General features: G+C 68.6%; 7 protein-coding genes. 6 read left to right on the forward strand and 1 reads right to left on the reverse strand.

Features of this window, described 5'->3' with window-relative positions; all coding sequences use genetic code 11:
• The 3 genes from KDH83_RS24875 to KDH83_RS24885 form a co-directional block, all read left to right on the forward strand.
• The coding region (locus KDH83_RS24875) for a neuraminidase-like domain-containing protein (protein WP_249205338.1) at window positions 1–6,560 on the forward strand (6,560 nt) is incomplete at its 5' end.
• A 141-nt stretch (window positions 6,561–6,701) separates the two neighbouring features.
• Entirely contained in the window at window positions 6,702–8,543 is a 1,842-nt protein-coding gene (locus KDH83_RS24880; protein WP_212320689.1) for a hypothetical protein, read from the forward strand.
• A 73-nt stretch (window positions 8,544–8,616) separates the two neighbouring features.
• The gene (locus KDH83_RS24885) at window positions 8,617–9,201 is read left to right on the forward strand and encodes a hypothetical protein (RefSeq protein ID WP_212320690.1); all 585 of its coding nucleotides are present in this window, start codon (window positions 8,617–8,619) and stop codon (window positions 9,199–9,201) included.
• A gap of 67 nt (window positions 9,202–9,268) precedes the next feature.
• Here the strand turns inward: KDH83_RS24885 and KDH83_RS24890 are convergent, their stop codons facing one another.
• Window positions 9,269–10,876 (reverse strand): GMC family oxidoreductase N-terminal domain-containing protein, encoded by a 1,608-nt coding sequence (locus tag KDH83_RS24890; RefSeq protein WP_212320691.1) that lies wholly within the window; start codon window positions 10,874–10,876, stop codon window positions 9,269–9,271.
• A gap of 185 nt (window positions 10,877–11,061) precedes the next feature.
• Between KDH83_RS24890 and KDH83_RS24895 the strand changes: the two genes are divergently transcribed.
• The 3 genes from KDH83_RS24895 to KDH83_RS24905 form a co-directional block, all read left to right on the forward strand.
• Window positions 11,062–11,949 carry a LysR family transcriptional regulator gene (locus KDH83_RS24895; protein ID WP_212320692.1) on the forward strand — a complete coding sequence of 296 codons (888 nt, stop codon included), beginning with the start codon at window positions 11,062–11,064 and terminating at the stop codon, window positions 11,947–11,949.
• A 224-nt stretch (window positions 11,950–12,173) separates the two neighbouring features.
• Window positions 12,174–12,962, forward strand: coding sequence for an SDR family oxidoreductase (locus KDH83_RS24900; RefSeq protein WP_212320693.1), 789 nt, complete (start codon window positions 12,174–12,176; stop codon window positions 12,960–12,962).
• A gap of 51 nt (window positions 12,963–13,013) precedes the next feature.
• Window positions 13,014–13,502 (forward strand): NAD(P)-binding domain-containing protein (locus KDH83_RS24905; protein WP_212320694.1); only part of this gene is annotated, 489 nt, incomplete at its 3' end.

A 13,502-nucleotide genomic window follows, 5' to 3' on the forward strand; every position in this document is an offset into this window, starting at 1 on the left:
CGGGCGCCAGCACGCTGACCCTGCAGGCCACCGCCAGCGCGGACAGCGGCGCCTACGCGGGCTGCAGCGTCGACATCCTGCTGTCCGGCGTGCTGACCCCGGCGTTCTCGGCGTCCACCCGGCTGGACTTCCTGTTCGTCAGCCAAGGGGCCGGCCAAAGCGCCGCCATCAGCGCCTACGACGGCGCCAGCCGCGTCGCCACGGTGCCGGCCTGGAGCGTGACGCCGGATGACACCACCTGCTACCAGGTAGTGCAGACCGTGCAGCAGGGCGCGTCGCGGGGCGCGGACGCGGCCTCGCTGGTGCTGGCGGCCGACGCCTCCAGCGAGGACGGCGCCTACAACGGCATGAGCCTGCGCCTGGCCGGCGGCCAGAGCGGCATCATCTACGGCTACGACGGCGCCAGCCGCAAGGCCACGCTGCAGGCGCCATGGAGCAGCGCGCCGCCCGCGACGGGCGACTACGCCGTGGTGCAGGTGCTGACGCAGGGCACGGCGCGCGCCGGCTCGACCAGCACGCTGGCGCTGGACGCGGCGGCCTCGTCCGAGGACGACGCCTACAAGGGCATGACCCTGGAACTGCTGCCCACCCCCGCCGCCGACGCCCGCCGGGGCGAGATCAAGCAGCAACTGCTGGCGCTGGCCCAGGGCATCGACCACACCGCCCAGGCGGTGGTCAGCTACGACGCCATGCAGCAGGGCAACGCCATGCAGGGCCTGGCCGACCTGCTGGGCACCAGCGCCGAGCGCCTGACCGCGCTGATCCCGGCGGCCACGCAGGCGACCAGCCTGGACGACTACCTGGCCGACCTGCTGACCCCGCTGGTCGACGGACAGGTTCCCGCCCGCCTGCCGCCCTTCATCGCCAGCCTGGCGCGCGGCGTGGTGGCCTTCGACGCGCTGGCCTTCAACGCCGCCGAGATCCTCGCCGTGGCCGCCATTCCGCAGGCCTTCGGGATCAGCGACCCGCGCCATCTGTCGCTGGCGGACCTGCAGACCTTCACGCTCTTCAAGGAACTGGTCAGGCAGTTCGACAACAAGAGCGCCGGCCTCATCGATTACCTGCGTCGTCCGCCCGACACCACGCTGCCCGGTCCGACCACGCTGGCGCTGTCCGCGCTCAGCCACTGGCCGCCGGCGCAGATCGCCACGCTGGAACGGCGCTTCTGGCCGACGCAGCCGGCCCCCATGGGGCCGGGCACGGTGCGCGGCCTGACCCGCCTGGCCGCCTGCTTCGCCATCGGCGCGTCCACCGGGCTGGAGATCGCGACGCTGCTGCGCATCGACGGCCTGGGTTACCTGCCGGCCACCGACGCCAAGGGCGTGATCCCGGCCAACTGGCGCATCTACACCGACATCGCCAGCGCCGCCCAGGCCGCCGTCAATGCCAAGTTCGGCGACGCCGATTTCGCCTGCGCCGGCGACGGCGTGTGCCAGAGCGTGAGCCAGCAGCGTCGCGACGCGCTGCTCGGCTACACCATCTGGCTGCTGGGCCAGGCCTTGCCGGAAATCGACTCGCCCGACACGCTGTACCAGTACCTGCTGATCGATGTGGAAATGGGCGGCTGCGACACCACTTCCTATATCGCCCAGGCCATCGCCGCGATCCAGCTCTACATGCAGCGCTGCCGCCTGATGCTGGAGCCGGGCGTGACCGACCTGTCCAATATCCCCGAGGTCTGGTGGGAATGGATGTCGGCCTACCGCGTCTGGGAAGCCAACCGCAAGATCTTCCTGTACCCGGAGAACTACCTTGAGCCGGCGCTGCGCAGCAAGCAGACGCCGCAGTTCCAGGACCTGGTCGACGCCCTGATGCAGACCGACATTTCGGAACGGTCGGTATCGCAGGCCTACCAGGCCTACTTCCAGGGCGTGAACGCCGTGGGCGGCCTGATCAACGCCTCGGCCTACTCGTGCCGGCTGCAGCGGCCCGGCACCTCGGTGGTGCAGAGCCAGGGCACGGCCACGGGCGGCGGCGCCCAGTCGATCACGCTGGCCTCGGGCGCTTCGCCGTACTTCGGCGCCTATACCGGCATGCGCATCAGCCTGACCGCCGGCACCGGCGCGGGCCAGGTCAACATGGTCACCAGTTACGATGGCGCGGGCGAGGCCTCCGTGGCGCAGCCCTGGACGACGGTGCCCGACAAGACCACCGTCTATGTCATCACCGGCCGGGCGACGCTGGAAAAACTGTTCCTGGCCGCGCGCAGCAATACCGAGCCGGCGGTGTACTACACGCGCAGCCATGACCCAGTCAACGGCTGGACGCCGTGGATGCAGGCCAAGATCAGCATCGCCGCGCCCTACGTCACGCCGATCTACGCCTTCAACCGGCTCAACCTGTTCTGGGCCGAGCAGCAGCTGGTGGAGGGCTCGCGCATCTCGTCCAAGGACGGCAATGCCAATTCCACCACCATCACCGACGTGTCGGCCAGCCTGAAATTCTCGTTCCAGGACAGCAGCGGCTGGCTGCCGCCGCAGACGATGGCCAGCAACATCGTCGTGACCTACAACGAGGCCTACAAGCTCGACCCCTATGTGGCCAAGGTGATGTCGGGCTACGCGCCCAGCTTCGATCCGAACCTGATCTTCTGGCAGAAGCCCTACCCGCTGTTCGTGCCGGCCAACAAGTACACCCAGCCCCAGGCCCATCCCAGCGGCGAACAGATCTTCCTGAACTACGGCTTTGGCGTGCTGTTCTCGCAGGGCGGCTCCCTGCCCACGGTGAGCCCGCCCATCACGGCCATGCCGGCCAACCAGTTCCAGATCGAGTCGAACACCTATTCCATGGTGCAGCGCTTCAACAACATGGTGGGCGCGCCGATCCAGTACGTCAGCGGCTACCTGCCGTTCCAGCAGAGCTTCACGCTCAACGGCGGCATGGTGCAGAGCCAGCTCAACACCGCGCTGATCAACAACCCGCAGGGCGCGCCCAATGTGTTCCCGCAGCCCTACGTGCCGGCCCTGGCGCGCGCCGCCGGCAAGTTCGGCGTGAGCAACTCCGGCACCTGGAACCTGCTGGTGGACAACTACCAGTCGGACGACTATCCCGAGGCCCCGCTGCCCACCACGGCCTGCGACGTCGCGCTGCTCAACACCATCACGGGCAAGACCGCCAGCGTGGTCACGGTCAAGAACAACCCCGGCGCCTATCTGTTCGACAACGGCGACGAAGCCTTCGTGGTGCGCGCCGGCGACGCCGGCCTGCAGCCCATCTCGGACGTGGTGCTGGCCCAGGCCACCAACGTGCCCTTCCCCACCGACGAGTTCTACCTGCAGACCCAGGCCTACACGGAAACCCGGCCCGCGCCGGCGCTGAACAGCCTGCGCTTCGCCTTCGACCGCATCACCACCACGGTTTTCCGAAGCCTGGCGCAGCGCCTGATGCTGGGCGGCATTCCGGAGCTGCTGACGCTGGAATCGCAGCTCACGCCCGAGCTGCCGTTCAGCCGCCTGGGCCCCAGCGCCACCAACGTGATCGCGCCGCCTTCCGACCGGCTGGATTTCCATGGCGCCTATGGCCTGTACTTCTGGGAGATCTTCTTCCACGCGCCCTTCCTGGTGGCGGACAGCCTGAGCAACAACCAGCGCTACGCCGAGGCCAAGGACTGGTACGAGTACATCTTCAACCCCACCCAGCAGCCGGAAGGCGACAGCGGCGCGGACGCCAAGCGCTACTGGCGCTTCCTGCCGCTGCGGGACATGACGATACAGAGCCTGACCCAGATCCTGACCGATCCGGCGCAGATCGCCGCCTACAACAACGATCCGTTCGACCCGGATGCCATCGCGCGGCTGCGCACCACGGCCTATGCCAAGGCCGTGGTCATGAAGTACATCCGCAACCTGCTGGCCTGGGGCGACTTCCTCTACGCCCAGGACACGCGGGAATCCATCAACCAGGCCACCAACCTCTATGTGCTGGCCAACCAGCTGCTGGGGCCGCGCCCGGTGGAGGTCGGCGCCTGCTCGGCGCCGGCGCCGATGAGCTTCAACGACATCAAGCAGGAGTACAACAACCGCAGCATCACCACCGGCGCCGTCGCCGCCGCCACGGCCAATACCCTGACACTGGCCGCCACCGCCTCGTCGGTGCCCGACGCCTATGCCGGCTACTACGTGTCCATCACCTCGGGCAAGGGCGCCAACCAGAGCCGCTACATCACCGGCTACGACGCGGCCAACAAGCGCCTGACGGTGGAGATCGGCTGGAACCCTGTGCCCGACACGAGTTCCCAATACCGCGTCTACGCCAACGGCATTCCTGAGTTCCTGATCCGCCTGGAAAACACGCCGATGGCGCTGCCCCCCGCCGTGCAGGGCGCCCAACCCGGCTACGTCGGCTACAGCGACGTGCCGTTCAACGACATCAACAGCTATTTCTGCATCCCCGAGAACAACGAACTGACCGCCTATTGGGACCTGGTCGACGACCGGCTCTTCAAGATCCGGCACTGCATGAACCTCGCCGGCCAGGTGCGCACGCTGGCCCTGTTCGCCCCGCCGATCAATCCGCGCGAGCTGATCCAGGCGGCGCGCGCCAACGGCGGCTCGCCCGGGCTGGCCGCGCCTTTCTCGGTGCCCATCCCGTACTACCGCTTCGCCTCGCTGATCGAGCGCGCCAAGGGGTTGACCGCCGCGGTCTGCCAGCTGGGCGGGCAACTGCTGTCCACGCTGGAAAAGCGCGATGGCGAGGCGCTCGCGCTGCTGCGCAACTCCCAGGAGAAGACGCTGCTGCAGATGAGCACGCTGATCAAGCAGCAGCAGGTGGAGGAAGCCAAGCAGGGCGGACTGGCGCTGAACCAGAGCCTGCAGAGCGCGCAGAAGCGGCAGTCCTGGTACAAGGACCAGATCGACAAGGGCCTGTCGTCCAACGAAATCCAGAACATCGTCTACATGACGCTGGCCACGGTGTTCAACACCTCGGCCACCGCCGTGCGCACCATGGCCTCGATCGGCTATGCCGTGCCGCAGGTCGGCTCGCCCTTCGCCATGACCTACGGCGGGGCGCAGCTCGGCGCCTCGCTCACGGCGGCGTCGGGCGTGCTGGACGGACTGGGCATCCTGGCCAACTTCGGCGCCCAGCTCAACCTGACCATGGCGCAGTACCGGCGGCGCGAAAGCGAGTGGCAGCTGCAATCCGACCTGGCCGGCTACGACGTGGCGCAGATCCAGTATCAGATCGCCGCCAACGCCGCCCAGCAGAAGATCACCGCGCGCGACCTGGAGGTGCAGCAGACCACGCTGGCGCAGAACGAGGCCATGGACGCCTTCCTGAAGAACAAGTTCAGCAGCGAAGAGCTGTACCAGTGGATGGCGACCCGGCTGTCGGTGCTGTACTTCCAGACCTACCAGCTGGCGCTGGATCTGTCGCGCTCGGTACAGCGCGCCTACCAGTACGAGCTCAACAGCGACACCAGCTTCGTCAACTTCGGCTACTGGGATGGCGGACGCCGCGGCCTGCTGGCCGGCGAAGGCCTGATGCTGGCGCTCAACCAGATGGAAAAGGCCTATCTGGACGGCAATGGCCGCACGCTGGAAATCGAGAAGACCGTGTCGCTGCTGCAGCTCAATCCGCGCGCCGTGCTCGACCTGATCGAGACCGGGGAATGCGTGTTCGAGTTGCCCGAGAAGCTGTTCAGCGACGACTTCCCCGGCCACTACCTGCGCAAGATCAAGACGGTGGCCGTGTCCATTCCCGCCGTCACCGGCCCCTACCAGAACCTGCACGGAACGCTGACCCAGCTGAGCAACCAGGTCATCGTCAAGCCCGACCTGAACGCGATCAACTATCTGCTGGGCGCCAGCGAAGCCAGCATGCCGGACAGCTCGGTGTTGCGCAGCAACTGGTGGGCCAACCAGAGCATCGCGCTGTCGCGCGGGCTGGCCGACAACGGCATGTTCGAGGGCTCGGCCGCCGACGACCGCTACCTGCCCTTCGAAGGCACGGGCGCGGTCTCTTCCTGGCGCCTGAGCCTGCCCCGGCCGTCGAACCGCTTCGACTTCCGCAGCATCACCGACGTGGTGCTGCAGCTGCGCTACACCGCCATCGACGGCGGCGCCAAGCTGCGCCAGGACGTCACGCGGCTGCCCGCCATGCGCGGCTATGCCGGCACCGATTTCTACGCGCTGGCGCAGCGCTATTCCAACGACTGGTTCCAGTTCCTGCAGCAGCCGGCGCCCGGCGCGCGCCAGACGCTGTCCTTCACGCTGGCAGACCTGGTGCCGGATCACGTCAACCGGCCCGTGCTGACCGGCATCTACCTGCAGGTGGTGACGCCGGCCGGCGTGGACGCATCGTCCAACGCGCCCTACATCCAGGTGCAGCTGGGCCAGCTCAAGCCCGTCCCGATCGCCATCGACCGCCAGGGACGCGGCACGCATTTCTTCCAGGCCGTGCCGCGCATGAGCGACGCGGCCGGACCCGCCAGCATTGCGTTCGACCTGGCCGCCACGCCCGCGTCGCTGAAGACGCGGACCGATCCACAGCGGCTGGATCCGGCGGTGCTGCAGAACCTGGTGCTGATCCTGTTCTACGAAGGAGAGATCCGCTGGTCATGAAGACCGGCGGCCGGCGCGACGAGAAGGAGGTGAACACCGGCGGTGCATGGCGGACGGCAGCGGGCCGTCCGCGCTTGGAAGGTCCCGGCCCCGGCCCGGGGCCTCGCGCGTCCCCCTATTCCACAACGCAAGGAGAATGACATGGCAGATCCGTGGTGGCTACCCGGTTGCAAGAACAACATCGCCAAGATCCCTGGCGCGAAGATGTGCTCGGACCAGCACTGCACCGACGCCCAGAACCAGGGGCACATGGTGTGCTATTGCTGCGATCCGTTCCAGAACGGCTGCTCCGGCCAGCAGGCGCCGGCCAATTGCGGCGATCCCTGGCCGACCAAGTGCTGCTCCTATACGGCGGAAAGCCCCTTCATCGTGTTCCAGCCCTCCGGCAACTGCTACTGTTGTTGCGGCTGCCTGGCCTATGACACCAGCATCGCCGTGGCGCTGGGCGAGACCCGCGCGATCCAGGACATCCGGGTGGGCGACCCGGTCTATGTCGCCATGGACGCCGACCTGAAGACCTGGCAGCAGATCCCGATCCGCTTCAGTTCGGGCACCGGCGGCGATTCCAACAGTTCCATGATCCAGGTGCGTTTCGGCGACTCCGACTCGCCTGAATCGGTCATTTCGACCCGCAACCAGCTGTTCCTGTTGCCGGGCAAGAAGCTCAAGCGCGCCTCGACGCTGGTGCCGGGCCAGGACCACCTGGTCCGCCCCGACGGCAGCACCGTGCCCGTGCTGGACCTGGTGTCCGGCAAGTTCAGCAAGGGCGTGCACATGATCTCCACCAGCAACGCCACCACCACCGACATGGCGGGGCACCTGATCATCGCCAACGGCGTGATCTGCGGCGACTATTCGCTGCAGCTGACCCATCTGGAGGAAGCCAAGCCCAGCCTGATGGCCGGCGGCAAGGAGGAACTGCCCGAGTTCGGCACCAAGGAATACGGCCTGCGCTACAAGCACCTGTTCGCCGACGCGTTCAAGGCGCACGTCGCCACCACCAAGCTGGACGTGGCCGCCGAGCACGCGGAAAGCGGTCCCGAGGGTTTCACGCCCTACGCGCTGGTTCGCTCGCTGTCGATCCCCGAGAACGCCACCGCCTTCCTGACGCTGGAACAGGCCCGCGACATCGAGGCCAACGCGCCGCGCGCGCCCATCCACTCGGGCGCGGGCAAGGACATCACCGCCTATCTGTTCAAGCTCTTCAAGGGCTTCTATCCCACCGTCCACTTCTACGTGGACGACACCACCGAACTGCCCAACGCCTATTCCTTCATCAACTACGACATCCCGGTCGTGGTGATCAACGGCGGGCTCATCCGCACCAATGTGGTCCAGTACGAATCGCTGGCCTTCGTCATCGCGCACCAGCTGGGCGTGCTGTTCGGCGGCTCGCCCAAGGGCGAGGACGGCTTCACCTGCAAGGGACAGGCGGACTACGCCGCGCTGGTGGCGATCTTCCCCTATGTCTGGTTCGGTTACTACTCGTCGCCGATGCTGCGGCCGGCGATCGAGCAGACGCGCGCGCTGTTCGAATTCATCGATCCGAAAAACCGCGACGGCCTGCCGGGCAATCACTGCAACCTCATCTCCATCGACTGCCGCCTGGCCGCGATGGAATCGGCGGTGAGCTTCATGCCGCTGCCGGAGTGCGCGGGCGGCCCGCCCACCGCGACGCTGGAAGTGACCGGCGCCGTGGCCGCGCCAACCACCGCCGGCGGCTACGCAGTCACCATCAGCTTCAACGAAAAGCTCGACGTGGAAACCGCGCAAGAGCTGGGCAACTACGGCTTCAACCCGCTGGCGCCGCTGACCAGCGCCAGCGTGCCCAGCACCGACTACACCACGGTGGTGGTGCTGGCGGACCTGCAGCCGGGAACGGAGTACGTCGTGAGCGTGCAGGACGTGCTGTCCAGCACCGGCCACCCGCTGGTGCGCGGCAGGAGCAGCGCGTCCTTCACCACGCCCAAGAAGGGTTCTTGATCGGCCGGCCGGCGCGGCGCGTCCCTTTGCCGGAGCGCGCCGCGCCGGACTTCACTACCAGCAGGAGCGATTCATGATTCAGTCATTGCTGCAAATGCGCGACACCACCCCCATGCCTGAGATGTGCGTCCGGCTCGGCGAAGTGCTGGGCATGGACAAGCCCGTGCCGATGCCGGTGCTGCTGCGCGCGATCGAGGACCCTGGCTTCGCCGCCGACCTCATCACCTCGCGCGGCCAGCCCGGCTTCCTGGCCGCGCTGTTCGACGACCGCCGCACCCGCGCCTATGCGCCCTCGGCCCTCGCGGCCGACGCGCCATCGGCGACGGCCCTGGCCGGCAAGGCCGCCGCCGCCATGCTGCGCTGGGGCAAGGCGGGCTTTTCCACCGTGGACGCGGAAACGCTGGAACGGCGCGAAAGCGCCTGCCTGGGATGCCCCAACCTGGCCGATCCCGCGAGCGCGGTACAGAAGATGGTGCTGGTGGGCGCCGTCACCGACAAGGTCGGCAGCCGGCTGGGCGGCAAGGTCTGCAACCTGTGCGGCTGCGTGGTCCACAAGAAGATCCGCCTGCCCACGGAGGCCTGCCCGGACACGCACCCGGTCAAGTCCGGCCTGACGCGCTGGGACGAGCCCATCCCCGCCGAGGCCCTGCCGGCCTGAGACGGGACGGACGGCGTCGTTGCGGCGGCGGCCTTGCGGCAGGCCGTCGCCGCAACGGTCCGCCGCCTCAGCCCGCCGCATCCTCGCGGATCATCTCGGCCGCCCGCTCCGCGATCATCACGGTCGGCGAATTGGTATTGCCCGAGGTGATCAGGGGCATGATCGAGGCGTCGGCGATGCGCAGCCCTTCCAGCCCGTGCACGCGCAGCCGCGCGTCCACCACCGCGCCCTGGTCCGGCCGCCGGCCCATCGCGCAGGTGCCGACCGGATGGAAGATGGTGGTGCCGATCTTGCCGGCCGCCTGGCGCAGCTCATCATCGCTGCGGTAGGCCGGACCGGGCAGCCATTCCTCGGGCCGGTAGCGGCTCAGCGCGGGCGAGGCCGCGATGCGCCGCGCCAGCCGTATCGAGTCGGCCGCCACCTTCAGGTCTTCGTCCGTGCTCAGGTAGTTGGGCTGGATCAGCGGCGCCGCCTGCGCATCGGCGCCCTGCGTGTGCACGCTGCCGCGCGACGTGGGCCGCAGGTTGCACACGCTGGCCGTGAAGGCATCGAAGCTGTGCAGCGGTTCGCCGAAGGCGCCCAGCGACAGCGGCTGCACGTGGAATTCCACGTTGGCGCGGGCCTGGCCTTCGTCCGAGCGGGCGAACAGGCCCAGCTGCGACGGCGCCATGCTCATCGGACCGCTGCGCTTGAGCAGGTATTCCAGGCCGATGCCGGCCTTGCCCCACCAGGTGGAGGCCAGCCGGTTCAGCGTCTTGACGCCTTGCACCTTGATGATGACGCGCAGCTGCAGATGGTCCTGCAGGTTCTCGCCCACGCCGGGCAGCGCGTGGCGGATATCGATGCCGGCCTCGCGCAGGCGCGCCGGCTCGCCCACGCCGGACAGTTCCAGCAGCTGGGGCGTATTGACCGCGCCGGCGGCCAGCACCACCTCGCGCCGCGCGCGCACGATCTCATCGCGGCCGTCGCGCCGCAGGCGCAGGCCGACGCAGCGATTGCCCTCGAACAGCAGTTCACGCGCGTGGGCGCCGGTCAGCACCTGCAGATTGGCGCGCTGGCGCACCGGCCGCAGGAAGGCCTTCGATGTGTTCCAGCGCCAGCCGCCGCGCTGGTTCACTTCGAAGTAGCCGCTGCCGAAGTTGTCGCCGCGATTGAAATCGTCCACCGGCGGGATGCCAGCCTGTTCCGCCGCCTGGGCGAAGGCTTCCAGGATGTCCCAGCGCAGCCGCTGCGACTCCCCCCGCCACTCGCCGCCCGCGCCATGATGCTCGGACGCGCCGCGATGGTGGTCCTCGCTGCGCTTGAACACGGGCAGCACCCGGTCCCAGCTCCAGGCCTCGTCGCCGCTCAGCGCGGCCCACTGGTCGTAGTCCTCGCGCTGGCCGCGCATGTAGATCATGCCGTTGATCGACGAGCAGCCCCCCAGCACGCGGCCGCGCGGATAGATCAGCGAGCGTCCGCCCAGGCCGGGCTCGCTGGCCGTGCGGTACATCCAGTCGGTGCGCGGGTTGCCGATGCAGTGCAGATAGCCGACGGGGATGTGGATCCAGTGATAGTTGTCGCGCCCGCCCGCCTCCAGCAGCAGCACCCGCGTCGCCAGATCGCGGCTCAGCCGGTTGGCCAGCACGCAGCCGGCCGACCCCGCGCCCACGATGATGTAGTCGTATGTCTCCATATGCGCTTCTTATGGTTGTTGCCCCGGTTTTGCAGGCCGGGAAAACCGCCCGGGCCTTGCCGCCCCGGGGGAGTTCGCTGTTTTGCCGTCACTTTCGCCCAGGCGTCCACGGCTGTCCAATGATTTGTTGAAAAGCGCTTCATAAGCATCTTTAATAAAGCTCAGCCCACTTTCCGGATCCGGCCATGGACCTGAAGCACATCCGCAGCTTTGCCGCCGTGGCGCGCGAAGGCAACCTGACGCGCGCCGCCGAGCACCTGCACCTGACCCAGCCCGCGCTCAGCCTGCAGCTCAAGAGCTTCCAGGAATCGCTGGACCTGACGCTGTTCTCGCGCAGCGCGCAGGGCCTGTCGCCCAACGCCGACGGCCGCGCGCTGCTGCCGCCGGCGCTGCGCGTGCTGGACGCGCTGGACGATTTCCAGCGCGCCATCGCCACGCTGCGCGACACGCTGCAGGGGGAATTGCGGCTGGGCACCATCCTCGATCCGGAGTTCCTGCGCCTGGGCGCCGCCTTGCAGCATCTGATGGCGCGCTATCCCAAGCTGCGGCCCATGCTGCGCCACGGCATGTCCGGCTCGGCGGCGCGGCTGGTGCGCGCGGGCGAGCTGGACGCGGGTTACTTCCTTGGCCCGCTGGACGCGCCGCGCGCCCAGCCCCCGCTGCACGCGCAGCCGCTGGCGGCCTTCTCCTATTACGTGGTCGCGCCCAAGGGCTGGGGCCAGATGGTCAGCGGCCGGGGCTGGAAGGAGATCGCCGCCCTGCCCTGGATCTGGACGCCGCCAGACTCGGTCCACCATCGCCTGCTGGCGCGCAAGTTCGCCGAGCTGGATGCCGTGCCCAACGCGGTGGCCGAGGTCGACCAGGAGGCCTCCATGCTGGATCTGGTGCGCTCGGGCGTGGGCCTGTCGCTGGCGCGCGACTCGCTGGCCCTGCGCGAATCGCAGACGCACGGCCTGCTGCTGGTGCAGGGGCTGGAGATCCGCACAGAACTGTCCTTCGTCTGCCTGGCCTCGCGCAGCGAGGAACCGCTGGTGGCGGCCGCCTTCGACGCGGTGCGCGCGGCCTTCTCCTGATACGGCCGCCGCGCGTCTGCACGCAGCGGACAGCGCGCGCGCTATCCGGACAGTCGGCATGACGCCGCGTAAATAAACACGCAATACCGGCATTGCGCGGATAGCAGGCGCAGGTCCCGGCTATGTCTGCGCGCCCCCTCGGCCACACCATGCGTCTCAATGAAACCGCGGCGCCAGGCGCAAGCGCCCGCCGCGAACGAGGCCAACTGCAAAGGGGAAATCGCATGAAGGATCTGGAAGGCAAGGTCGCCATCGTCACCGGCGGCGCCACCCTGATCGGCGCGGGCGTGGTGCGCGCGCTGCGCGGCTACGGCGTGCGCGTCGCCGTGCTGGACGTGGACGGCGCGGGCGGCGAGAAGGTCTCCGCCGAAGACCCGCAAGGCTGCCGCGCCTGGCAGGTCGACATCACCGACGACGCGCGGCTGGAACAGTGCGTGGCCGAGGCTGCCAGGCACTTCGGCCGGCTGGACTTCCTGGTCAACCTGGCCGCCACCTACCTGGACGACGGCGCCGCATCGGGCCGCGCGGACTGGCTGCGCGCGCTGGACATCAACCTGGTCAGCGCGGTCATGGCCGCGCGCGCCGCGCGTCCACACCTGGTGGCGGCCGGCGGCGGCGCCATCGTCAACTTCACCAGCATCTCGGCCAAGGCCGCGCAGACCGGCCGCTGGCTCTATCCGGTGTCCAAGGCGGCGCTGGTCCAGCTCACCCGCAACATGGCGATGGACTACGCCGGCGACCGCATCCGCGTCAACTCGGTATCGCCGGGCTGGACCTGGTCGCGCGTGATGGACGAGATCACCGGCGGCGACCGCGCCAAGACCGACCGCGTGGCCGCCGACTATCACCTGCTCGGCCGCGTCGGCGATCCGCGCGAAGTGGCCGACGTGGTGGCCTTCCTGCTGTCGGGCCATGCCTCCTTCGTCACCGGCGCCGACTACGCGGTCGACGGCGGCTATTCGGCCATGGGTCCCGAGCAGGCCAAGCCCGCCATTCCGCGCCTGGCCGAGTAAGGCCCGCGCCATCCCTCGCCGCAATCCGGACATTCCATTCAGGAGAACTTGATGACTCGAATCGCAATCGTGGGCGGCGGCCAGGCGGGCATGCCGCTGGCCCTGGGCCTGCTGGACAAAGGCTATGACGTCACCGTGGCCACCAACCGCAAGCCCGACGAGGTGCGCGCCGGCCAGGTCATGTCCAGCCAGTGCATCTTCGACCCGGCGCTGCAGATCGAGCGCGACCTGGGCATCGACGAATGGGGCGATGCCTGTCCGCCGGTCCAGGGCATAGGCTTCGCCGTGCCGCATCCGGAGCAGGCCGGCGCCAAGGTCATCGACTGGGCCGCGCCGCTGGACCGCCCGGCCCAGGCCGTGGACCAGCGCCTGAAGATGCCGGTGTGGCTGGAGCGCTTCGCCGCCCGCGGCGGCAATCTGCTGATCCAGGACGTGGGCGTGGCCGAGCTGGAAGCGCTGGCGCAAAGCCACGACCTGGTCATCCTGGCCGCCGGGCAGGCCCGCGAACACCATGATGTCGCAGGGGCCGCTGAGCGTCAG

The organism is Achromobacter sp. Marseille-Q0513, assembly GCF_018195695.1.
In the GTDB taxonomy this organism is placed as follows: Bacteria; Pseudomonadota; Gammaproteobacteria; order Burkholderiales; family Burkholderiaceae_B; genus Achromobacter.